The sequence below is a fragment of the Streptomyces glaucus genome (assembly GCF_039533365.1).
GTDB lineage: Bacteria > Actinomycetota > Actinomycetes > Streptomycetales > Streptomycetaceae > Streptomyces > Streptomyces glaucus.
In genome coordinates, this window is record NZ_BAAATK010000028.1 from 36,824 (window position 1) to 59,282 (window position 22,459).

Consider the following 22,459-nt stretch of genomic DNA (forward strand, 5'->3'; position numbering starts at 1 on the left):
AACAGGTCTGGTCGCGATCTATCGCGTTTCGGTACGCTGCCTTCGTGGACCTTCACAAGCAGACTCCGCCCGCCGCCTCCGGGCTGCGCGCCTCCGACGCCGACCGCGACCGTGTCGCCGACATCCTGCGCGAGGCCCTCGCCGAGGGCCGGCTGACCGCCGAGGAGCACGCCGAGCGGGTCGAGGGGGTGCTGAGCGCCAGGACCGTCGGCGAGCTGGACGTCCACATACGGGACCTGCCCGCCGCGCACGCCCCGCGCCCCGCCCCGGTCCCCGGCCGCCCCCCGGCCGGCGCGATCCCCGCGGACCCCGACGACACCGTGGTGGCGGTCCTCAGCAACGCCGTCCGCAGGGGCCGCTGGCGCCCGGGGCGCCGGATCCACGTGTACGCGGTCCTCGGCAGTGTGGAGATCGACCTCAGCGAGGCGCTCTTCGAGTACCAGCAGGTCGTCGTCAAGGTGTTCTCGGTCCTCGGCAGCGTCGAGGTCCGCGTCCCGGAGAACGTCTCGCTGCGCGGCCTGGGCGGCGGCGTGCTCGGCAACTTCGAGGTGCACACGCTGGATGCGGCCGAACCCGGGGCCCCCGTCGTCTACATCGACGGCTGGGCGGTGCTGGGCGACGTGGAGGCGCGGCCCCGGCGGGGCCGGATCGTCGCGGACATCCTCGACCGGGTCCAGCGCACGGTCGACAGGGGTTTGCGCAAGCGCCTCGACCGTTGACGGTTGTTAATTCGATCATTTACGGAAACATCCGGCGGTGATCCGGTCGGCCGGTGGGGGCGCCCGGCGGCCGCCGGGACCGGCGGTCGGAAACTCAGTGCATAGGCGCGCGTACAGCGGGTAGGGCTTGCTGCATCGTCTCTCGCTCGCGAAGCCGTCGTCAGGAGTAGACCGTGCTGCAACCGCCGCATTCGTCCCTGCAGGTAGCTGCCGTTCCGGCCCAGCGGGTGCCAGCGCGAGACCGGGACCAGGACGCCCCGTGGCACACCGAGGCGGTGTGCCGGCGCGACGAGGCGGGCCTGTTCTTCGCGCCCTCCAAAGAACCCACCGCCGCCCGGCTCTCGCGCGAGGAGGCGGCCAAGCGCGTCTGCGCGCGCTGTCCGGTGATGGTCGAGTGCCGCGAGCACGCCCTCCTGCAGCCCGAGCCGTACGGCGTCTGGGGCGGCCTCACCGCCGCCGAACGCCGCGTGGTCCTGGCCCGGCGCCGCCGCCGCGACGTGGAACTGAAGAAGGCGGCCCGGGCGGCGGGCCGCATAGCCGCGGCGGGCTGATCCGCCCCGGCCCGGAGCGGGGCGCCCCCTCCGCACCGGAGGCGCCCCGTCGCCGCGCGGCCGCCGGCGCTACTTGGCCCGGTCGAAGTCGATCGCGCTGTACGCCCGCAGCTTGCTCAGGCGGTGCTCGGAGTCGATCCGCCGCACCGTCCCCGACTTGGACCGCATCACGATGGACGAGGTCGTGGCGGTCTCCGACCGGTACCGCACCCCGCGCAGCAGCTCACCGTCGGTGATGCCGGTCGCGGCGAAGAAGACGTTGTCGCCGGAGACCAGGTCGTCGGTGGTCAGCACCCGGTCCAGGTCGTGCCCGGCGTCGACCGCCCGCTGCCGCTCCGCGTCGTCCTTCGGCCACAGCTTGCCCTGGATGGTGCCGCCCAGGCACTTCACGGCGCAGGCCGAGATGATGCCCTCCGGCGTGCCGCCGATGCCGAGCAGCAGGTCGATGCCGGTGTCCTCGCGCAGCGCCAGGATGGAGCCGGCCACGTCGCCGTCGGAGATCAGCTTGATCCGGGCGCCGGTCTCCCGGACCTCCTTGATGAGGCCCTCGTGGCGCGGCCGGTCGAGGATGCAGACCGTGACGCCCTCGGGCGTGGACCGCTTGGCCTTGGCGACCCGGCGGATGTTCACGGACACCGGCGCGTCGATGTCCACGAAGTCGGCCGCTTCCGGCCCGGTCACCAGCTTGTCCATGTAGAACACGGCCGACGGGTCGAACATCGACCCGCGCTCCGCGGCGGCCAGCACCGCGATCGCGTTCGGCATGCCCTTGGCGGTCAGCGTGGTGCCGTCGATCGGGTCGACGGCGATGTCGCACTCGGCTCCGGTCCCGTCGCCGACGCGCTCCCCGTTGAAGAGCATCGGGGCCTCGTCCTTCTCCCCCTCGCCGATGACGACCACGCCGTTCATCGAGACGGTCGAGACGAGGGTCCGCATGGCGCGCACCGCGGCACCGTCGGCGCCGTTCTTGTCGCCGCGCCCGACCCAGCGGCCCGCGGCCATCGCCGCGGCTTCGGTCACCCGGACGAGTTCGAGGGCGAGGTTGCGGTCGGGAGCCTCGGAGGGGACGTCGAGCTCGGACGGCAAGTGGTGATGCTCGGTCATCGGAGCGCACCTTTCTGTACGACGACGGCCGGATGAGGGTGTTGTCGTCCGACTCTATCGCCGGGTAGACAAAATGAGCAGGGGACCCCACGGATGAGCGCTTCGGCGACCTGCGACGATAGAGAGCGTGGCAGGCACGAACGGCAAGCAGAAGACGGCGCGGGACATGGTCCTCTCCATGGTGGTCATCGTGCTCGTGGGGCTGGTGATGTACCTCTTCATCCCGCACGACGACCGGGCCCCCGACCTCAAGCGGGTCGACTACCGCGTCGAGCTGCTCACCGCGCGCCGCGCCGCCCCCTACCCGGTGGCCGCGCCCGAGGGCCTGGCCCGGGACTGGAAGGCGACCTCCGTCCGCTTCCGCGGCGACGAGCACGACGCCTGGCACCTGGGCTTCCACGCCCCCGACGGCGAGTACGTGGCGATCGAGCAGTCCACGCAGAAGCCGGCCGCGTTCATCGAGGAGGCGAGCCAGGGCGCCCGGGAGACCGACGTCACCCAGGAGCTCGGCGGCCGCACGTGGAAGCGGTACGAGGGCGGCCGCTACGACGCCCTGGTGCTGCAGGGCACGGACGACTCCACGACGGTGGTGGCGGGCACGGCGTCGTTCGACCGGCTGGCGACGATGGCGGCGGCGCTGAAGCTGGAGTGAGCGCGCCCCGCCCCCGGCGCACGGACACGACCAAGGCCTCCGGCATGTGCCGGAGGCCTTCGTCGTGCGCGGTGCCCGGGGCGTCCCGGGCCGGGGGCGTCTCAGACGGTGGTGACGACCTGCTCGTAGGCCAGGCGCGGGGAGCGCGGGTACCAGGCGTCCGGGCCCGGCTTGCCGATGTTGACGATCATCAGCGGGGTGTGGTCGTCGTCCAGGAACTCCTTGCGGACGCCCTCGAAGTCGAAGCCGGTCATCGGCCCGGCGGCGAGGCCGGCGGCGCGGACGCCGACGATGAAGTACGCGGCCTGGAGCGCGGCGTTCAGCGCGGCGGCGTTCTCCCGGACCGGGCGCTCGGCGAAGAAGGCGTCCTTGGCCTCGGGGAAGTGCGGGAAGAGCTGCGGCAGCTCCTCGTGGAACTCGTTGTCCGCGGACAGGATGGCGACCAGCGGGGCGGCGGCGGTCTTCGCCCGGTTGCCCTCGGCCAGGTGCCCGACCAGGCGCTCGCGGGCCTCGGGGGAACGGACCAGCGTGATGCGCAGCGGGGACTGGTTGAAGGCGGTGGGGCCGTACTTGACCAGGTCGTAGATCGCCTGCACCTGCTCGTCGGTCACCGGCTCGTCGGTGAAGGTGTTCGCGGTGCGCGCCTCGCGGAACAGCAGGTCCTGGGCGGCGGGGTCGAGAACGAGGGACATGGAGCAACCTTCGTCAGAGATCGGCTTTGCGTCCCCGACGATACGCCGAAGAAGTTCAAGCTTCAATCAAAACGGGGGCGTGGTGATCCGCTTCACAGCCCGCGCGGCCGGACCGCGGGCTACTCCCCGTCCTCGTCCCCGGCGTCCGCCGTCTCCTCCTCGGCCAGCGCCGCGTCCAGCCGGGCCCGCGCCCCGTCCAGCCGGCGCCGGCAGATCCGGGCCAGCTCCTCGCCCCGCTCCCACAGCGCGAGCGCCTCCTCCAGCGTCGTACCGCCGGCCTCCAGCCGCCGCACGACCTCGATCAGCTCGTCCCGCGCCTGCTCGTACCCGAGCGCCTCGGCCGTGGCCGCCGTCCGCTCCACCTCGCTGGTCATCCACTCACCCTATGCGTCGACTCGTACGGAGAACTCGCCCTCGGCGACCCGGGCGCGCAGCGCCTCGCCGGCCGCCACCTCGCCGGGGGCGCGGACCGCCTGGCCGTCGGCCCGCTGCAGCACGGCGTACCCCCGCCGCAGGGTCGCGGCCGGGGAGAGGGCCACCACGCGCGCGTGCGTGTGCGTCAGCTCGGAGTCGGCGCGGTCGAGCGCGTGCCGCAGGGAGCGCCGGCCCCGGTCGAGCAGGGACGCCACCTGCTCGGCCCGCTCGTCGACCATCCGGTGCGGGTCCTGCATCGAGGGCCGGGCGAGCGCGTGGGCCAGGCCCCGCTCCTCCCGCTCGACCAGCGCCTCCACACAGCGCCGCGCGCGGTCCCGCAGCAGCCGTACCCGCTCGTACTCCTCGCCGACGTCCGGCACGACCTTCTTGGCGGCGTCGGTGGGCGTCGAGGCCCGCAGGTCGGCCACGTGGTCCAGCAGCGGATTGTCCGGCTCGTGCCCGATCGCGGACACCACGGGCGTACGGCAGGCCGCCACGGCCCGCACGAGCTGCTCGTCGGAGAACGGCAGCAGGTCCTCCACGCTGCCGCCGCCGCGCGCCACGACGATCACGTCCACGGCGTCGAGCTCGTCGAGCTCCTTGACGGCCTGCACGACCTGCGGCACGGCGTGCACGCCCTGCACGGCGACGTTGCGCACCTCGAAGCGGACGGCGGGCCAGCGACGCCGGGCGTTCTCCAGCACGTCCCGCTCGGCGGCCGAGGCGCGGCCGCAGACCAGGCCGATCAGCCGCGGCAGGAAGGGCAGCGGCTTCTTGCGCTCCGGCGCGAACAGCCCCTCGCGCGCGAGGGCCTTCTTCAGCTGTTCCAGCCGGGCGAGGAGCTCCCCGACGCCCACGGGCTTGATCTCGGCGGCCCGCAGCGACAGCTGCCCGCGCGGGGCGTACCACTCCGGTTTGGCGTGGACGACGACCCGGGTGCCCTCGCCGACGACGTCGGCCACCGCGTCGAACACCTGCCGGTAGCAGGTGACGCTGACGGAGACGTCGTACGACGGGTCCCGCAGCGTCAGGAACACCACCCCGGCGCCCGGCCGCCGCGACAGCTGCGTGATCTGTCCCTCGACCCAGACCGCGCCGAGCCGGTCGATCCACCCGCCGATCAGGCGCGACACCTCACCGACGGGCAGCGGGGACTCGGGGGACGTGTTGACAGCCATGCGCCCGAGCGTAACGGCCGCCGCCGACAACGGGACCCGCGCCGGCCCGCCCCGCGCGGGCCGGCACCCGCGCGGGGCGGCCCGCCGCCCGCCTCCCCGGAGCGCCGCGGCAGGCGATCTTCGACCCCCCGGACGCGGCCTTACGATGGGTGCCATGACCGCTTCGCCTGGCCGCCGTGTCCTGCTCGCCGCCCCCCGGGGCTACTGCGCCGGTGTGGACCGCGCCGTGATCGCCGTCGAGAAAGCCCTGGAGCAGTACGGGGCTCCCGTCTACGTCCGGCACGAGATCGTCCACAACAAGTACGTCGTGCAGACCCTGGAGAAGAAGGGCGCCGTCTTCGTCGAGCGGACGGAGGAGGTGCCGCCGGGCAACATCGTGATGTTCTCGGCGCACGGCGTGGCCCCCGCCGTCCACGAGGAGGCCAGGCGCGGCCGGCTCGCCACCATCGACGCGACCTGCCCCCTGGTCACCAAGGTCCACAAGGAGGCCGTCCGCTTCGCCAAGGAGGACTACGACATCCTCCTGATCGGCCACGAGGGCCACGAGGAGGTCATCGGCACCTCCGGCGAGGCCCCCGACCACATCCAGCTGGTCGACGGCCCCGAGGACGTCGCCAAGGTGGAGGTGCGCGACCCCGCCAAGGTGGTCTGGCTCTCCCAGACCACCCTCTCCGTCGACGAGACCATGGAGACCGTCGACGCCCTGAAGGAGAAGTTCCCGCAGCTGGTCTCCCCGCCCAGCGACGACATCTGCTACGCCACGCAGAACCGCCAGCTCGCGGTGAAGCAGATGGGCGCCGAGGCCGACCTGGTCATCGTCGTCGGCTCCCGGAACTCCTCCAACTCCAAGCGGCTCGTCGAGGTCGCCAAGCTCGCGGGCGCCCGCGCGGCGTACCTCGTGGACTTCGCCGACGAGATCGACGAGGCCTGGCTGGAGGGCGTGGCCACGGTCGGCGTCACCTCGGGCGCCTCGGTGCCGGAGATCCTGGTCGAGCAGGTGCTGGAGTGGCTCGCGCAGCGCGGCTTCGAGGACGTCGAGATCGTGAAGGCCGCCGAGGAGTCGATCACCTTCTCGCTGCCCAAGGAACTCCGCCGAGACCTGCGCGAGGAGGCGGCGGCCCTGGTGGCGGAGCGCGGCGGAAGCGGCCCCGTGCCGGCATCCGTGGAGTGACCGCCGGACGTACGTCGTACCGTGGGGCCATGCAGATCTTCGGCGTGGACATCGGCGGATCCGGGATCAAGGGCGCTCCCGTGGACCTGGACAGGGGCGACCTCGCGCAGGAGCGCCACAAGGTGCTCACCCCGCACCCGGCCACGCCGGACGCGGTGGCCGACGGCGTGCGCGAGGTCGTCGGGCACTTCGGCTGGACGGGGCCGGTCGGGCTGACGTTCCCGGGCGTGGTGACCGGCGGCGCCCTGATCCGTACGGCGGCGAACGTCGACAAGAGCTGGGTCGACAAGGACGCGCGGGCGCTGTTCGCCGAGCGCCTGGGCGGCCTGCCGGTCACGGTGGTCAACGACGCGGACGCGGCGGGCGTCGCCGAGATGCACTTCGGCGCGGGACGCGGCAGGCGGGGCACGGTCGTCGTCCTCACCTTCGGCACCGGCATCGGCAGCGCCGTCTTCGTCGACGGCACCCTCGTGCCCAACACCGAGCTGGGCCACCTGGAGCTGGACGGGCACGAAGCGGAGAAGCGCGCCTCCAGCAAGGTCAAGGAGGACCGCGACCTGACGTGGGAGCAGTGGGCGCACCGCGTCCAGCGGTACCTCGCCCACGTCGAGATGCTCTTCTCCCCGGAGCTGTTCATCATCGGCGGCGGCGTCAGCCGCAAGGCCCACAAGTTCCTGCCCCACATCGAGGGCATCGAGGCGGAGATCGTCCCGGCCCAGCTGCAGAACAACGCGGGGATCGTGGGGGCGGCCATGCGGGCGGCCGAGGGGGCGTAGGAGGCCGGGGCCCGGGGCCGGGGCGGGGCCGCCGGCCCGGCCCCGGGGAGGCACGGGCGGCGCGGCGGGGCTCAGGCCGCCGGGCGCTTCCCGGCGGCCCGGCGCCTGACCAGCCGGATCCTGCGGACGAGCACGATCGCCCCCGTGACGAGGGTGCCTCCGTACAGCCATCCGGCCTCGGTGGCCAGCGCGGCGACGAACCCCATCAGCCGGCCGCCGGCCCCGTCCCCGCTCCCGGCCACGGGCAGCAGCCCCACGGCGAAGGCGATCGGCGCCACCACCGGCGCGGCCGCCAGGTCCCCCCGGCGCACCCCCACCGCGGTCAGCACGCACACCGGCAGGAACAGCGCGCCGTACGCCGTCGGCGACGCCCCGAACAGCACCCGGTCGAGCACGCCGAGCACGCACATCGCCACCGCGCAGAACAGAGCCGCGCCCAGCCCGGTCAGCCGCGGGCCGGGCACCCGCCGTCCGGCCCGCACCACGGACGGCCCGGACCGCCGCCGCACCACCGGCAGACGGGACGCCGCGCCCTCACGCGCCGCACCGCCGGGTGACGCCCCGCCGCGGGCCGCCGGCCCGGCCGCCTGCGCGGGCCGCTCGGGGCGCGGGGGCCGCACGGGCCGCCCGGCTCCGCGTCCGGCGGCACCGTCTCCGCCCCCACGCCCGGTCGCACCGCCGGTCACGCCCCCGGCCCCGGCGCTCCTCCTCACGGCCGAGCCGCCCGCGCCCTTCCCCGGCGAGCCGCCTCCCCCGGCGCCCCGCCCCGCCGGGCCGCTCCCCGCCGGGGGACCGCCCGTCCCCCTTCCGGCGGCGCCGCCGGTGTCCGTCCGCCGCCCCTGCGGAGGCAGCGAAGGCCTGCCACGTCGCGGTCCGTGCTGTGCGGGTCGCGTCCTGTGTTGCTCCATCGGACCAACTTAGGTCGGTCAATATGCCCAATCGGCGCTCGGACACGCCGTCGCGCGAAGCTCGCGGAGCCCGTCCCGGCATCCGGCACCGTGCCGGGCCGGGCGCGGGCACCCCGTAGACTGGTGGATCGGCCCCCGCCCGGGCCCTCCGCATCCTCACGTACGGGAAGTCGCAACGTGTCGCTCACGATCGGAATCGTCGGTCTGCCGAATGTCGGCAAGTCGACCCTGTTCAACGCCCTGACCAAGAACGACGTGCTGGCGGCCAACTACCCGTTCGCCACCATCGAGCCGAACGTCGGCGTGGTCGGCGTCCCCGACGCCCGGCTCGCCAAGCTGGCCGAGATCTTCAAGTCGGAGCGGATCCTCCCCGCGACGGTCGACTTCGTCGACATCGCGGGCATCGTCCGCGGCGCGTCCGAGGGCGAGGGCCTGGGCAACAAGTTCCTGGCGAACATCCGCGAGTCCGACGCGATCTGCCAGGTCATCCGCGCCTTCAAGGACGAGAACGTCGTCCACGTCGACGGCAAGGTCTCGCCCAAGGACGACATCGAGACGATCAACACCGAGCTGATCCTCGCCGACCTCCAGACGATCGAGAAGGTCCTGCCCCGGCTCCAGAAGGAGTCGCGGATCAAGAAGGACGTGGCCCCGAAGGTCAAGGCCGTCGAGGAGGCCAAGGAGATCCTGGAGAAGGGCGACACCCTCTTCGCCCACGGCATCGTCCAGGGCAGCGAGCGCGCCGAGCTCCTGCACGACCTGCACCTGCTGACCACCAAGCCGTTCCTCTACGTCTTCAACGTCGACGAGGACGAACTCGTCGACGAGGACTTCAAGAACGAGCAGCGCGCCCTGGTCGCCCCCGCCGAGGCGATCTTCCTCAACGCCAAGCTGGAGGCCGACCTCGCCGAGCTCGACGAGGACGAGGCCCTGGAACTGCTGCAGTCCGTCGGCCAGGACGAGCCGGGCCTGGCGACCCTGGCCCGCGTCGGCTTCGACACCCTCGGCCTGCAGACCTACCTGACGGCCGGCCCCAAGGAGTCCCGCGCCTGGACCATCAAGAAGGGCGCCACCGCCCCCGAGGCCGCCGGTGTCATCCACACCGACTTCCAGAAGGGCTTCATCAAGGCCGAGGTCATCTCCTTCGACGACCTGGTGGAGGCCGGCTCGGTCGCCGAGGCCCGCGCCAGGGGCAAGGCGCGCATGGAGGGCAAGGACTACGTGATGCAGGACGGGGACGTGGTGGAGTTCCGCTTCAACGTCTAGCCGGTGCATGGCACCACTTCGCTGACCCGGCAGACACGCAGGTCACAGAGGGTCCGACTCTTCGGGGGCAGGCCCCCTGACCGTTACCGTGCTGGACAGGTGCTGGATTTCCGGCCCCCCGTCACCCGTCGTCGCCCCCGTCTCCGTACCGTGCCGGATTCGTGCCGGATGCCGACGGACCGAGCGGGCGCCACGAGCCCGCGTGCCGTGCGCCGGGGAAGCCGACCCGGCCGGCCGGGCATCCGGCGCACGTTCCTCACCTGGCCTCCGCCCGTTGCGGAAACGAATCTCCGCCTGCCCGGCGTTGTCGGTCCCCGATGCGTCGACGGGAGGCCGCCGAGCCGGCACGGAGCGCGGTGCCGGCGGTGTCGCCGATGCGTTTCTCCGGGTCCCCGGCCGAATCCGGCGTGCGGCTTCCACCGCACCGGGGCCGGACCCTCGGGTCAGGTGCGCAGGTGGGACGCGCCGTTGAGGTCGACGATGGTTCCCGAGGCCCACGCCGCGGCCGGGGACGCGAGGAAACGCACGGTGGCGGCGATCTCTTCCGGGGTGCCGACCCGCCCGAACGGGCTTTCCGCGCGCAGACGCTCGCCCTCGGGGCCGGACAGTTTCGCCGTCTGCCGTTCGGTGGCCACGAATCCGGGCGCGACGGAGGTGACCGCGATGCCGTGCGGGGCCAGCGCCACGGCCAGCGACTGGCCGAGGGCGTGCAGCGCCGCCTTGGTCGCCCCGTAGGCGGGGAAATCCGGTTCGCCCCGGAACGCGCCGCGCGAGCCGATGTTCACGATCGCGCCGCCGACGCCCCGGTCGACGAGGTGGCGGGCCGTGGCCCAGCTCAAGTCGGCCGCGCCCAGGAGGTTGACGTCCACCATCCGTCGCCAGACCTGCTGCCAGTGCGCCAGGGGAGTGCGTGCGATCGGATGCCGGGTGTCCGCCGTGGGGGCCACGGCGGCGTTGTTCACCAGCACGTCCACCGCGCCGAGTGCGGCCACCGCCTCGGCCACGACCCGCTCGGCCGCGCCGGGTTCGCCCAGGTCGGCCTGGATCAGCGTGTGTCCGGTGCCGGGCAGTTCCCGCAGCGTCCGTTCGGCGTCCGCGTGGCGGCCCGCGTACTGCACCGCGACCCGGTCGCCGTCGGCGGCGAAGGCCGTCGCGACGGCGCGGCCGATGCCCCGCGATCCGCCGGTGACCAGTACGCCCCTCATCGGGCGAACACCATCGACTCGTCACGGAAGGACTTGAACTCCAGGGCGTTGCCCGCGGGATCACGGAAGAACATGGTCCACTGCTCACCGGGCTCACCGGGAAAGCGAAGATGCGGCTCGATGTCGAATCGCACCCCGGCGGCTCGCAACCGCTCGGCGAACCGGTGGAAGTGCCGTTCGTCCAGCAGCAGACCGAAGTGCGGGATCGGCACCTGGTGCCGCCCCACCGAGCTCGTGCCGGCCGGCTGCGGCGCCGTCGGCACGAGGTGGGTCACCAGCTGGTGGCCCTCCAGGCTCCAGTCCACCCAGTGGTCGGTGCTGCGCCCCTCGGGCAGGCCCAGCACCTGTCCGTAGAAGCCGCGGGCGGCGACCAGGTCGTCGACCGGGATGGCCAGGTGGACGGCGGGTCGGTGCGACATCGGGGGTCCCCTCCCGTGGGCTCGGTGACCGCAGCAGCGTGACCGAGACGATGTCCTGATGTCAACATTAGGACATGGATCCCGGCGGGTCCCGGACGGTGCGGGCTGGCGTCGGCGATCGTCCGGACGTCAACATTGGTTCCATGTCATCCGCACTGCCGAGGGCAGCCCGACGCGGGCTGGCCGACGAAGCCGCCGACCTGGTGCGCGCGGCCATCTTCTCCGGCCATTTCCCGCCCGGAGCCGCACTGCGCGAAGTGGAGCTGGCCGAACACCTCCAGGTCAGCCGCGGTTCGGTCCGGGAAGGGCTGGCCCGGCTGGAGCGCGAAGGGCTGGTGCGCGGCGGCTGGCACCGCAGCACCACCGTCATCGAGGTGACGGCCGAGGACGTCCAGGAGGTCTACGCGCTGCGGGCCGCGCTGGACCGCCTGGCCGCGACCACCGCGCGGCGAGCCGCGAGCGCGGAGCACCTGTCCGAGCTGGACCGGCTGGTGGCCGGGATGGAGGCCGAGATCGCCGCCGGCGGCGACGCCCACCGGCTGGTGGCGCTGGACATCGCCTTCCACGACCAGATCTACCGCGCCGCCGGGAACGGCAGGCTCGTCACCGCCTGGGAGGCGATCCGCTCCCAGGTGCACCTGTTCCAGCTGCGCCGCGTCGACGCCGCCTACGACCACTACCGCGCGCGCGTCGTCGGCGAGCACCGCGAACTGGCCGCTCTCCTGCGCTCCGGCGACAGCCGGACACTCGCCCGCCGGGCCGAGGAGCACGTGGACTCTGCACGACGCAGCCTGCTGGCCGGCTTGCCGGCCCGCGCGGTGACGGAGCGGGCCGAGGCGTCCGGCCGCCGCTGAGGGCGCCGGGTACTCGCGCAGCTGTCGCCGCGGGCGGGCCGCCCGCGCGCCCGACCGCCCGCGGCACCGCCGAGGAGGACCCGTCCGGCCCGGCTCGCGCGCCCGGCAGCGGCCACGGCCCGAAGGCGGTCCGGGCCGCGCCGGCCGGCCGAGTGGGCGGGACCGGCCTCGGACGGACCGGGCCGCGGTTGTCCAGGGTGCGCTGTTCCCAGGTGAAGCGCGCCCCCTTTCGCCCGTAGGACGGGGCGGTGCGCGGCTCTAGCCTCACACGCATGGACACCGACAAGGATCTCGCCGTCGAGAACGCGCTGGGAGGTTTCCTCCGTGCGCGGCGTGCCCGTCTGCGCCCCGAGGACGTGGGCATTCCCGTATCCGGCCGCCGCAGGGTGCCCGGTCTGCGCCGTGAAGAGGTGGCCGCGCTCGCGGGGGTGAGTTCCGACTACTACACGCGTCTGGAACAGGGCCGTGAACGGCACCCTTCCCAGCAGCTGCTCGAGGCCGTGGCGCGGGCGCTGCGGCTGGACGACGAAGCGGTGGCCCACCTGTACCGGGTGGCCGGCCCCACCACCCGCCGGACGCGCCGCGCCGCGCGCATCGAACGCGTCGCCCCGCACCTGCGGCGGCTGCTCGGCACGTGGAGCGACACGCCCGCCTTCGTCCTGAGCCCCGCACTGGACCTCCTGGCCCGCAACCGGCTCGCGAGCGCCCTCTACGCCGATTTCGCCCGAGCCGACAATCTGCTGCACATGACGTTCCTGGACCCGGTCGCGCGGCGCTTCCACCGGGACTGGGACCGGGCCGCCCAGTCGGCCGTGGCCGCACTGCGGCGGGCGGCCGGTATCGACCCCGACGACCCGCGGCTGAGCGAGGTCGTCGGCGAACTGTCCCTGAAGAGCGACGACTTCTGCGCGCTGTGGGCGCGCCACGACGTGCGCGCCAAGACGAGGGAGGCCAAGCTCTTCCACCACTCCCAGGTCGGCGACCTGGAACTGCACTACGAGTCCTTCACCGTCAACAGTGCCCGCACCCAGCAGCTCGTCGTCTACCAGGCCGAGCCGGGCACCCCGTCCGCCGACGCCCTCGCCCTGCTCGGCTCCCTCGGCGCCGGCCTCGTGTCCGCACGGGACGCGGCGTCGGGCGCCGTCTTCGGCTGAACGGCGACCCGCGGGGTGGTCGAGCGGCGGCGGCCCTGCCGGACGCGGCGATCCCGCGAACCCGCGCGGGCGCCGGCGCGCCGCCCCCGACGGACCCGGCCTCCCCGCGGATCCGGCGGGCTGGTGCGACCGCCGGCAAGGGGACCGAGTGACCGAGGACCGCGGCGGGCCGAGGGCTTCGAGCCGTGGGGACCGCCCTCCGTGCCAGGGCGGGGCGGCGCCCGCTGCGCCGGTGACGGGACAACACCTAGGTTGGGGACATGAGCGACAGCACTCCCTTGGGCGATTACCTCAGAGCACGGCGTGAAGCCCTCAAACCGCAGGACGTGGGCCTGCCCGAGCACGGGCGCAGGCGGGTGCCGGGGCTGCGCCGCGAGGAGGTCGCCCTGCTCGCGGGCGTGAGCTCCGACTACTACATGCGCCTGGAGCAGGGCCGGGAGACCAGCCCGTCGCCCCAGACGATCGACGCGATCGCCGCCGCCCTCCGCCTCGACGACGAGGCACACGACCACCTGCGCAGACTCACCCGGACACCCCGGGAACGCCGCAGCGCTCCCGCCGGTCACGACAGGATCCATCCCCAGCTTCTGCAGCTGATCGACAGCTGGCCCGGCACCCCCGCCTTCATCCTGGGACCGGCCCTGGACGTCCTGGCGCACAACGCGCTCGCCGCGGCCCTGCACAGCGGATTCCAGCGGTTCGACAACCTGGCCCGCATGGTCTTCCTGGACCCGGCCGGGCGCGCCTTCTACCGGGACTGGGACAAGGCCGCCGGCTCGTGCGCGGCCGAACTGCGCGCGGCCTACGGGCACGACCCCGACTCCCCGCGGATCACCGAGGTCGTCGACACGCTCCGCGCGAAGAGCCCGGAGTTCGCCGGGCTGTGGGCACGGCACGAGGTGCGGGGCAAGACCCAGCAGGCGAAGCACCTCGCCCACCCCGAAGTGGGCGCTCTGGAGATCCAGTTCTCGGCCTTCACCGTCGGCGGAGCCCCGCATCAGCAGCTGGTCGTCTACCAGGCCGAGCCGGCGAGCCCCACCGCGGCCGCCTTCGCCGAACTCCGGTCCGGCGTCCGCGGAGGGGAATCCGCACAGGTGGTGCGGGAGGAGTCCGGTCCGGCTCCCGGCGGCACCCGGCCTGCCGTGTGACCCGCCCGTGGAAGCGGCACGCGGGCGCCCGGGGGAGCGTCCCGCTGCCTGCGCGGGCCGATGACACCGACCCTTGCGGGAGGAGGCGGGGACGGCGAGCGACTCGGGCATGGCCGGCGGCCGACGCACGACGACCCCGCTGACGTCGACGCCGGCGGGGGAAGCGATGGCAGAGGGCGGCCGGTGCCGCGCCGGTCGAGGCCACGACCGTGACCCCGCCGCGCGGACCGGCGGCGCGCGGACCGGGGAGCTCGGGAACGGCCCGGCCGAGGGGGCCTGACGGCAGGCGACTCCGGCCGGCGCCGCGGCTTCGCCCCGTGCTCTCCCGCCCCTGCCCATGGGCGTCCCTGCGATGGCTCGTCCTGCGGGAAGGGCGCGCTCACCGCGGCGTCGGCCGTCCGCTCCGGGCGCCGCCGCCCGGAGCGGACGGCCTCGGCGGGGAGCCCGTGCGCCCTGTCAGCCGCGCGGCACCATGCCTTTCCGGCGGACGCGCCGGTCGCCCTCGCGGTAGAGCACCAGGTGCTCGTGGAAGAGAACGCCGTCGCGGATGTCGCCGGTGGCGGTGAAGCCGGTGTCGTCGACGTAGTCGATGTGGCTGCCGGTGACGGTGTACCGGCCGGTGTAGGCGCTCCGGCGCTGTCCGCGGGCCTCGTCGTAGCGGCCGTCCGGCAGCAGTTCCTGGCGGATGAAGCCGTCCGCGGTCACCCACACGCCGACGTACGGGTGCGGGTCGCGGGGCGTGTCGTTGCTGGTCATGGCTCCACTCTTGAACCCGCGACGGGAAGAAGCCAGGCCGTTTTCTCCCCAGGTGCGGGCATCCCGGGGGCCGTGCACCCACGATCACGGCCGGGACGGCGCGGCGGCACGAGGAGGCCGGGCGGACGGGCCTCCCGGCCGCGGTGAACCCGGAACGCGCCAGGGCCGCGGCCGTGGATCGCCGGGACCTCACCACCGCCGAGCGCCGGCTCCCGCTCGCCGCTCCCGCGCCGGCAGCCCGGCAGGGTCGTTCCGCGGGGGCCGTCGCGGGCGGCGGGGCCGACCCTGGGTGCCGCGCACCCGGGAACGCAGCGGCCTGGTTGCAGTTCCGCGGGGCGACGAGTCTGGTGGTCGTGCAGTTGCCGCGACCGCCGAGCAGCTGCCCCGCTCGCCTCGCTGCTCGCCCGCTTCGCCGGGCCGGCCGACGAGCCGTACCCCCGAACTCCCCTTGAGGAACACCATGACCATCACCGACACCGGCACCGGCACCGTGAGCTGGAACCGTACGGCCCTCGACGAGATCGTCTCGAACGACGGCGGCCGTCCGGTCCTGTTCACCAACGCCCGGATCATGACGATGGACCCGCTGATCGGGACCATGACCGGTGCCGACATCCTGTTCGTCGGTTCCCTGATCGTGGGCGTCGGCCCCGCCATCGTCACCGCGGCACAGGACGACAACGCCATCGTCGTCGACTGCACGGGCACGACCGTCGTCCCCGCCGTCGTGGACACCGTCGCCCTGGCCGGCGGACGCGGCCGGCGCTCGGACCACGTCGCGACGCTCACCCCGGGCAACACCGCCGACTTCCTGGTGGTGCCCGACGAACTCGCCGCCGACGTGCCCGGCGCGGTGGCCACCCTCCTGTCCCGCCCGGAGCAGGTCCGCGCCCTGGTCGCAGCCGGCCGGCCCGTCCTGTGGGCGGGCACCGACGCCCCCGGCCGGGCCACCGCCCCCGAGGCGGGCATCCCCGCCGCACCGGACCTGACCGGCAGCCCCCGGCTCGGCGTCTGGATCGACCGGAAGGACTTCCTGCACCAGGAACTCACCGCCGACGGCCGCTACGACGAGACACGGGGCGGTCGCCGCCACGCCTACCAGGGCCGGTTCTGGATCGACGGCGACCGCATCGACTACCTGGACGACCTCGGCTTCTGGGCCTACGGGGAGTTCAGGGGCGACGAACTGCACCACGCGGGCTACGTCATGAAGCTGGGCTGACCGCCGGCCCGCGGCCGCCGTGCGGCGGGCACGGCGCCCGGCCGCCGTGCGGCCCACGGACGGCCGGCTCGAAGACCCTGCCCGTACCCGCCTTCGACCCTGGACGCGCGGCGCCCGGGCGAACGGCGCCCTGGTCGCCGTGGCCGGGCCGGCCAGGACCGGAAACCGAGCAGCGCCGGCGCCGCCGGCAGCCCGCCCCCCTCCCCGACGTACGGAAAGCAGACCCCTCATGAACGCCAACGACACCACCGACGCGGCCGTCCTCGACCAGCTCCGGCGCCGCCCCGCGGCCGAGCGGCGCATCCTGTTCACCGGCGCGACCATCGTCACCATGGACCCCGGCCTCGGTGTCCTGCACAACGCCGACCTGCTCGTCGAGGGCGACACCATCACCGCCGTCGGCCCCCGCCTCGACGCCGGCGACGCCGTGGTCGTCGACGCCACCGGCACCGTCCTCAGCCCGGGCTTCGTCGACACCCACCGGCACGCCTGGGAGACCCAGCTGCGCCGGATCATGCCGGACGTCGACGACCTCGGCGCCTACGTCATGTCCACCCTGGCCGGCTACGCCACCGTCTACCGGCCCCAGGACATGTACACCGGCACCAAGCTGGCCGCCCTCACCGCGCTCGACAGCGGCATCACGACCCTGCTCGACTTCTCCCACAACTCCCGCACCCCCGAGCACTCCGACGCCGCCGTCGAGGCCCTGCGCGACACCGGCATCCGCGGCGTGCACGCCTCCATGGGCCCGCACTTCGGCGACTGGGACAAGCAGTGGCCCGGCGACCTGACCCGCCTCAAGGAGCGGTACTTCAGCAGCGACGACCAGCTGCTGACGCTGCGCCTGGCGACGCTCGCCACCGACGAGATCGCCGGACCGGCACTCGCCTACGGTCCCGAACTCGCCCGCGTCGCCAAGGACCTGGACATCGGGGTGAGCGTGGACGCGGTCTTCGGCACGGCCTCCTCCGAGGCGATCCTGCGCTGGGCCGGGGACGGCCTCCTCGGCCCCGACGTCACCCTCATCCACGCCACCGGACTCACCTGCGAGGCGTGGAAGGCGATGGGGGAGACCGGCACCACCGTGGCGCTCGCCCCCACCTCCGACGCCCAGATCGGCCTGGAGACCGCGATCCCCGCCGTCGACGAGGCCCTGTCCGTCGGTATCCGCCCGGGCCTGAGCATCGACGTCGAGGTGGCGCTGGTCAGCGACATGTTCACGCAGATGCGATCCCTGCACGCCATCCAGCGGATGCGGGCCGTCAACGCCGCCCACGGCACCGACCGGCAGCCCCGCCGCATCACCACCCACGACGTCCTCGACTTCGCCACCCTCCAGGGCGCCCGCACCAACGGCCTGGACGCCGTCACCGGTTCGCTCACCCCGGGCAAGAAGGCCGACCTGCTGGTCGTCCGGGCCGAGGACCTCAACAACATGCCGCTCAACGACCCCATCGGCACCGTCGTGCTGGGCTCCGACGCCCGCAACATCAGCGCCGTCCTCGTGGGCGGCGAGCCCCGCAAGTGGAACGGCCACGTCCTTGACGTCGACCTGCCCGCCCTGCGCCGCGAGGTCCACGCCTCGCGCGAGTACGTGCTGAACACCCCGGCCGCCTGAGCATCCCCCCACCGCCGCCCCCGGCCGGCCTCCCTCCGGCCGGGGGCGTCCCCGTCCCCGGCACGTGCCGTCGGCCGATCACGCCGCGCACACGGGGCCGCCAAAGGACCTGGCCACCGGAAAGGGGCAGGCCCGCAGCGCCGAGTCGTACGGCACCGGTGGGGCCCCGCGGACCACCCGCGCCGCCCGCCCGGGCATCGACGCCCGCCCCGGCGCAGGACCGTGCGGTTCGTCCGTCGGAGCCGCAGGCCGCGACCGTGGCCGAGGCCGGTACGACGACGCCGGGGGCGACGAGGGTCCGGGAGATGCGGTGATGCGCGGGCTGCTTCCACCGGTCTTTCCACCGGTCCGATGGGGCCGCAGGTGGCGCGGGTGGAGCGGACGGACGCTCACACGTCGAAGTCCTGGTGGCAGGAGTGCCGGTCGGCGCGTGTGCCCCGGAAGGTCCTGATCCGCCGGAGGGCCGACGCGGCGAGCGCGGCGAACAGGAGGCCGACGCTCAGCAGGAAGACCCACTCGGCCCACACGGCGCCGGCCCCGGCCGGCCCGAGCACCGGGAACAGCTTCGCGCCCACCGGGTAGGAGACCGCGCACACGACGACGAGGTGCCGGAACGACAGGGTCTTGAGCGGCTTGGCCCATGCGGTGACGGCAAGGGCCAGAGCGGCGGTCAGGGCGACTGCGGCATCGATGCGTTCCATGCGCCGATCCTTTCGCGCGGAACCCGCCGGGATGTCGGCCGTCAGGAGGAACCTCGTCCGGACCGCAAGGTATAGACCGACGGCACGACACCGGGGCCGGCCCCGGGCGAACGCCCGGACCCGTCCGCCCATCGGCGACATCGGCTCCCCGGAAGCGGCCACCGGGATCCGCCCGTCCGCCCGCAGCGGTCCGCGCCGCCGGACGTGGTCCCGTGCGGCGGCCACCACCGGATCCCCGTCTCCCCTTCGTACGCCGTGATCCGCGGCCAGGCCGGGCAGGCCCGCGGGCCGCCGTACGGAGCACCCGCCGGGCACGGGACGTCTCCGGCCCGGGCGGGGCACGGCGCCCGCGGGGCCTGCAGCCCTCCATCGACGAGAGGAATTCCAGTTGCAGAAGAATGACCTCACGGTCCCTCCCCCGCTCACCTCCGCCCACCAGGCGAGCCCGCATCGCGTAGCGGTCCTCGGCCATGACGGTGTCGGAGCGTTCGAGGTCGCTCTGGCCGTGCAGGCGTTCGCAGCGGCGAACGATCACGCGCGTGATGTGCTGTACGAAGTCGCTGTGGCCGGACCCGGACGTGCCCTGGTCACGCGTACGGGATACGCCACGAGTTTCCGTCTCGTCCCCGACCGGCCGCTGTCCTGGGCGGAGTCGGCGCACACCCTGGTCGTGCCCGCCTACCCCGAGCAACCGCACACGCCGGCCGCGCTCGTCGAGACGATCCGACGTGCGCACGCCGGGGGTACGCGCGTCGTGTCCCTGTGCCTGGGAACCTTCCTCGTCGCGGCCGCGGGCCTGCTCGACGGTTTCAGGGCCACGACACACTGGCACTGGGCCGACGAACTCGCGGCGCTGCACCCGAGGGTACGGGTGGAGCCGGAGAGCCTGTTCGTCGAGGACGGCGGCCTCTTCACGTCGGGAGGCGGGACAGCGGCCCTGGACCTGGTGCTGCACCTGATCGAGCAGGACCACGGATCGGCGCTCGCAGCGGAGATCGCACGGTTCATGGTCGTCCCGCTCCGCCGCGATGGTGACCAGACACAGTACGCGAGATGGCAGGTGCCCGGCCGGACGCGCTCCCTGCAGGACACCCTGCGGTGGGCGGAGGAGCATCTCGACGAGGCGTCCACGGTCGCCGCACTCGCGGAGCACGCATGCATGAGTACGCGCACGTTCACCCGCCGGTTCCGCGATGTGGTCGGCATCGCACCGATGGAATGGCTGCAACGCGCCAAGGTGCGCCGGGCGCAGGAGCTGCTGCAGCGCACCACCTGGACCGTGGACCGGATCGCCGAGGCCAGTGGCTTCGGTTCGGAGGCGGCGCTCCGCTACCACTTCACCCGGCTCACGGAGATGCCGCCCGGCCGCTACCGCCGCACGTTCGGCACCGCGCGCGGCCGGCGCCCCGAAACGGCCGGAGTGGCGTGATGTTCAACTTTTGCGTCCGTCGTTGCGTAGCCCGTGCCGGACCAGCGCGTTGATCATGAACAACATGAACGACGTACAGAAGTGGGTCGAGCGGTCCGGCACCGTCCGGATCGGCGACCGTACGGTTCACCGCATGTCCTTCGGCGCGATGCGTCTCGCCGGCAAGGACGTCTGGGGACCGCCCGCCGACCGCGCGAACGCGGTTCGCGTCGCGCGTCGTGCGGTCGAACTCGGCGTCGACCACATCGACACCGCGGACTCCTACGCCTTCGGCGTGACCGAGGAGATCCTGCGCGAGGCTCTGCACCCCTATCCCGACGATCTGCTGATCGCGACCAAGGCAGGCCAGGCTCAGGTGCGGCCGGGGGTGTGGGAACCCCTCGGGCGCCCCGCGTACCTGCGCCAGCAGTGCGAGGCGAGCCTGCGGCGCCTCGGCCGGGAGCGGATAGACCTCTTCTACCTGCACCGCGTCGACCCGCGGGTGCCGTTCGACGAGCAGGTGGGGACGGTGCGGGAACTCCAGGACGAGGGGAAGATCGCACACTTCGGACTGTCGAGCGTCACCGTCGACCAGATCGAGTCCGCACGGAAGATCATCGAGGTGGCGGCCGTGCAGAACATGTTCAACGTGGTGGCCCGTGCGGGCGAGGACGTGCTCGAACACTGCGAACGGGAACGGATCCCGTTCGTCGCGTGGTTTCCGATCATGAGCGGTGACCTGGCCCGCGCCGACCATCCCGTCGCCGACGTGGCGGCGGACCTGGACGCGACGCCCGCACAGGTCGCTCTCGCCTGGTTGCTGGCCCGGTCACCCGTGATCTGCCCCATCCCCGGCACTTCCTCGATCGCGCATCTCGAGGAGAACGTCGCCGCGTCCACGCTGCGGCTCACCGATGAGCACCTCTCCCGCCTCGCCTCGTCGCAGTTGACCGATGACGAGCTCGCGGCGCTTGCCGCAGTCGGCTCCGCCCCGCAGAGCTGAGCGCGGCCGCCCGCTCCGGCTGCTTCGCCGTGCCGCCCGACGGGTTCACCGGAGCGGGAAACCCCGCCACCGAGCTCGTCACCTCCGCCGACGCGGCACTCCAGCGGGGCCGGGGCATCACCGGTACGCGCCTCACCGCCGGGAGCACCGGTCACGCCGTGCCGTCCCGCGCCGTCGTCGGTGCGAGGGCACGGCGAGCCCCTCGAAGCGGCCGGACGCGGAACGCCGCCCTCCTGCCCCGGTGACGGCCGGGGCCGGCCCGGCCACGGGGAGGGCTCGGCCACGTGGTGACGGGCCCGCCGTCCGCACGCCGGCCACGCTCTCGTCCCATCAGCCGGGCGGAGCACAGCACTGCAAGCCACCCGACAGGAAAGAACGATCCATGTCCTTACCTCCCCTGTACATACCGCCGGAGGGCGGGTCGTCGGTGTTTCTCGTCGGAGACACCTACACCACGCTGCTCAGCGCCGCCGACACCGGCGGAGAGCTCTCCCTGGCCGAGGCCGTCGTTCCGGCTGACGCCGGCCCCCCGCCGCACACGCACCATGGGGAGTCCGAGACGTTCGTCCTCCTCGACGGCACCCTTCGGGTGACCGCCGGGGACGAGGAGTTCGACGTCGAGCCCGGAGGGGTCGTCCACGTCCCCAAGGGTGTTCGCCACTCCTTCCGCAACACCAGCCCGGGCCACCCCGCCCGCATGTACTTCCTCTACGTCCCCGGCGGCATGGACGGCATGTTCCAGGAGATCGGCCGCCCCGGTGTCCGGGGCCGGGTCGGTCCTCCCCTCGACCCGGCCGATGTGGCCGCCATGGCGGAGGTGGCCGAGAAGTACGGCTACACCCTCGGCTGAACAACGCCCCCGCCGGGGCGCCCGGTCCCGCTCCCGACCCGGCCCGTTCCACCACTCGGCACACCCGGTCGATGCCGGTGCCTGCCTGCCGCGGGGAGCGATGTCTGCAATTCGGGCACTGCGGTGCAGTGCTTTTCCATCCATGCGAAGGAGCTTCATCATGAAGCGTGTCACTCTGCGTACGTCGCTCGCCGTGGTCACCGCGGGGGTGCTGGCGGCTCTTGTGCCCGCGGGTCCCGCCGCCGCGCTGAACAGGACCGACTGCGGGACCCGCGTCGATTTCGTGAAGATCTGGTACGACCACGGCAGCCATGTCGCCTGTTTCGCCAATGCGGGTGTCCAGGACGTCCATCTCCCCCATACCGTCAAGGTCTCGTCCGGCAACAACAGCATCCGCATGGTTCTGGGCGGGGAGGTCCTCACCATGCCCAAGTGGACGACCAAGCGGGATGTCGACGGCTCCGCCAAGCTGCTGAGCCGTCTGCGCATCTTCTGATCGAAGAGCCCAGGACGGCGCGCCGGCCTGCCCGGCCGCGGCCCGTCCCGCCTCACCCCGCCGGCTTGACGCACGCGGTGCGGGGCACGGGGAGCGGGACCGGCCGGTGACCGACGGTGCCGCCGTCACGATTCGAAAAAGGTCCCCTGGCGTGAAGAAACGGGCCAGGGGCCTTTGCCGGTACGGAGCGG

Annotated in this window: 24 protein-coding genes; 15 read left to right on the forward strand and 9 right to left on the reverse strand. The window is 73.4% G+C overall.

All coding sequences use genetic code 11. The annotated features are described in order from the left end of the window. Positions 1-44 precede the first annotated feature (44 nt). A complete protein-coding gene (locus ABD363_RS20715) occupies positions 45-719 on the forward strand; it encodes a DUF1707 SHOCT-like domain-containing protein (protein ID WP_344605733.1) in 675 nt (224 codons plus the stop codon). Positions 720-892: 173 nt separating this feature from the next. After that, on the forward strand, positions 893-1,270 hold the full coding sequence (locus ABD363_RS20720; protein WP_344605735.1) for a WhiB family transcriptional regulator: 378 nt from the start codon (positions 893-895) through the stop codon (positions 1,268-1,270). A 69-nt stretch (positions 1,271-1,339) separates the two neighbouring features. On the opposite strand, the gene glpX is transcribed toward ABD363_RS20720, so the two are convergent. After that, positions 1,340-2,374, reverse strand: a complete 1,035-nt coding sequence (glpX, locus tag ABD363_RS20725) for a class II fructose-bisphosphatase (RefSeq protein ID WP_344605737.1) — start codon at positions 2,372-2,374, stop codon at positions 1,340-1,342. A 127-nt stretch (positions 2,375-2,501) separates the two neighbouring features. Here glpX and ABD363_RS20730 point away from each other — a divergent pair, with 127 nt between their 5' ends. Then, entirely contained in the window at positions 2,502-3,026 is a 525-nt protein-coding gene (locus ABD363_RS20730) for a DUF4245 domain-containing protein (RefSeq protein ID WP_344605739.1), read from the forward strand. Between the two features lie 101 nt (positions 3,027-3,127). Here the strand turns inward: ABD363_RS20730 and ABD363_RS20735 are convergent, their stop codons facing one another. The 3 genes from ABD363_RS20735 to xseA all read right to left on the reverse strand — a co-directional run bounded on the left by ABD363_RS20735 (position 3,128) and on the right by xseA (position 5,310). Beyond that, positions 3,128-3,718 (reverse strand): malonic semialdehyde reductase, encoded by a 591-nt coding sequence (locus ABD363_RS20735; RefSeq protein WP_344605741.1) that lies wholly within the window; start codon positions 3,716-3,718, stop codon positions 3,128-3,130. Positions 3,719-3,837: 119 nt separating this feature from the next. Further along, positions 3,838-4,092, reverse strand: a complete 255-nt coding sequence (locus ABD363_RS20740; RefSeq protein ID WP_344605743.1) for an exodeoxyribonuclease VII small subunit — start codon at positions 4,090-4,092, stop codon at positions 3,838-3,840. Positions 4,093-4,101: 9 nt separating this feature from the next. Next, complete coding sequence (gene xseA / locus ABD363_RS20745) at positions 4,102-5,310, reverse strand: exodeoxyribonuclease VII large subunit (protein ID WP_344605745.1); 1,209 nt, start codon at positions 5,308-5,310, stop codon at positions 4,102-4,104. Positions 5,311-5,455: 145 nt separating this feature from the next. Here xseA and ABD363_RS20750 point away from each other — a divergent pair, with 145 nt between their 5' ends. Further along, positions 5,456-6,481: a 4-hydroxy-3-methylbut-2-enyl diphosphate reductase gene (locus tag ABD363_RS20750; protein WP_344605747.1), complete on the forward strand. Its 1,026-nt coding sequence runs from the start codon at positions 5,456-5,458 to the stop codon at positions 6,479-6,481. Positions 6,482-6,510: 29 nt separating this feature from the next. Beyond that, a complete protein-coding gene (gene ppgK, locus ABD363_RS20755) occupies positions 6,511-7,257 on the forward strand; it encodes a polyphosphate--glucose phosphotransferase (RefSeq protein ID WP_344605749.1) in 747 nt (248 codons plus the stop codon). A gap of 71 nt (positions 7,258-7,328) precedes the next feature. Here the strand turns inward: ppgK and ABD363_RS20760 are convergent, their stop codons facing one another. Continuing rightward, on the reverse strand, positions 7,329-7,769 hold the full coding sequence (locus ABD363_RS20760; RefSeq protein ID WP_425578008.1) for a DUF6542 domain-containing protein: 441 nt from the start codon (positions 7,767-7,769) through the stop codon (positions 7,329-7,331). Between the two features lie 573 nt (positions 7,770-8,342). Between ABD363_RS20760 and ychF the strand changes: the two genes are divergently transcribed. Continuing rightward, on the forward strand, positions 8,343-9,431 hold the full coding sequence (gene ychF / locus ABD363_RS20765; protein ID WP_344605753.1) for a redox-regulated ATPase YchF: 1,089 nt from the start codon (positions 8,343-8,345) through the stop codon (positions 9,429-9,431). 443 nt (positions 9,432-9,874) lie between these two features. On the opposite strand, the gene ABD363_RS20770 is transcribed toward ychF, so the two are convergent. Together ABD363_RS20770 and ABD363_RS20775 are read right to left on the reverse strand one after the other, a co-directional pair. Next, positions 9,875-10,636, reverse strand: a complete 762-nt coding sequence (locus tag ABD363_RS20770; protein ID WP_344605755.1) for an SDR family NAD(P)-dependent oxidoreductase — start codon at positions 10,634-10,636, stop codon at positions 9,875-9,877. Further along, the gene (locus ABD363_RS20775) at positions 10,633-11,055 is read right to left on the reverse strand and encodes a VOC family protein (RefSeq protein ID WP_344605757.1); all 423 of its coding nucleotides are present in this window, start codon (positions 11,053-11,055) and stop codon (positions 10,633-10,635) included. Before ABD363_RS20775 ends, ABD363_RS20770 begins: the two co-directional genes overlap by 4 nt. A gap of 143 nt (positions 11,056-11,198) precedes the next feature. Here ABD363_RS20775 and ABD363_RS20780 point away from each other — a divergent pair, with 143 nt between their 5' ends. The 3 genes from ABD363_RS20780 (at position 11,199) to ABD363_RS20790 (ending at position 14,211) form a co-directional block, all read left to right on the forward strand. Continuing rightward, complete coding sequence (locus ABD363_RS20780; RefSeq protein WP_344605759.1) at positions 11,199-11,909, forward strand: GntR family transcriptional regulator; 711 nt, start codon at positions 11,199-11,201, stop codon at positions 11,907-11,909. A 272-nt stretch (positions 11,910-12,181) separates the two neighbouring features. Next, positions 12,182-13,063: a helix-turn-helix transcriptional regulator gene (locus tag ABD363_RS20785; protein WP_344605761.1), complete on the forward strand. Its 882-nt coding sequence runs from the start codon at positions 12,182-12,184 to the stop codon at positions 13,061-13,063. Positions 13,064-13,323: 260 nt separating this feature from the next. Continuing rightward, complete coding sequence (locus ABD363_RS20790; protein ID WP_344605763.1) at positions 13,324-14,211, forward strand: helix-turn-helix transcriptional regulator; 888 nt, start codon at positions 13,324-13,326, stop codon at positions 14,209-14,211. Between the two features lie 456 nt (positions 14,212-14,667). Here ABD363_RS20790 and ABD363_RS20795 read toward each other — a convergent pair whose 3' ends face one another. Beyond that, complete coding sequence (locus tag ABD363_RS20795) at positions 14,668-14,967, reverse strand: Atu4866 domain-containing protein (RefSeq protein ID WP_344605765.1); 300 nt, start codon at positions 14,965-14,967, stop codon at positions 14,668-14,670. 460 nt (positions 14,968-15,427) lie between these two features. Between ABD363_RS20795 and ABD363_RS20800 the strand changes: the two genes are divergently transcribed. Next, on the forward strand, positions 15,428-16,189 hold the full coding sequence (locus ABD363_RS20800) for an Atu4866 domain-containing protein (RefSeq protein WP_344605767.1): 762 nt from the start codon (positions 15,428-15,430) through the stop codon (positions 16,187-16,189). Positions 16,190-16,418: 229 nt separating this feature from the next. Continuing rightward, the gene (locus tag ABD363_RS20805; RefSeq protein WP_344605769.1) at positions 16,419-17,810 is read left to right on the forward strand and encodes an amidohydrolase family protein; all 1,392 of its coding nucleotides are present in this window, start codon (positions 16,419-16,421) and stop codon (positions 17,808-17,810) included. 389 nt (positions 17,811-18,199) lie between these two features. On the opposite strand, the gene ABD363_RS20810 is transcribed toward ABD363_RS20805, so the two are convergent. After that, positions 18,200-18,511 (reverse strand): hypothetical protein, encoded by a 312-nt coding sequence (locus tag ABD363_RS20810; RefSeq protein WP_344605771.1) that lies wholly within the window; start codon positions 18,509-18,511, stop codon positions 18,200-18,202. 388 nt (positions 18,512-18,899) lie between these two features. On the opposite strand from ABD363_RS20810, the gene ABD363_RS20815 reads away from it, so the two are divergent. From ABD363_RS20815 to ABD363_RS20830, 4 genes are all read left to right on the forward strand, one after another. Then, a complete protein-coding gene (locus tag ABD363_RS20815; RefSeq protein WP_344605773.1) occupies positions 18,900-19,940 on the forward strand; it encodes a GlxA family transcriptional regulator in 1,041 nt (346 codons plus the stop codon). Positions 19,941-20,004: 64 nt separating this feature from the next. Then, on the forward strand, positions 20,005-20,922 hold the full coding sequence (locus ABD363_RS20820) for an aldo/keto reductase (RefSeq protein WP_344605775.1): 918 nt from the start codon (positions 20,005-20,007) through the stop codon (positions 20,920-20,922). A 382-nt stretch (positions 20,923-21,304) separates the two neighbouring features. Then, complete coding sequence (locus ABD363_RS20825) at positions 21,305-21,772, forward strand: cupin domain-containing protein (protein WP_344605777.1); 468 nt, start codon at positions 21,305-21,307, stop codon at positions 21,770-21,772. Between the two features lie 160 nt (positions 21,773-21,932). Beyond that, a complete protein-coding gene (locus tag ABD363_RS20830) occupies positions 21,933-22,268 on the forward strand; it encodes a beta/gamma crystallin domain-containing protein (protein ID WP_344605779.1) in 336 nt (111 codons plus the stop codon). Positions 22,269-22,459: the final 191 nt, after the last annotated feature.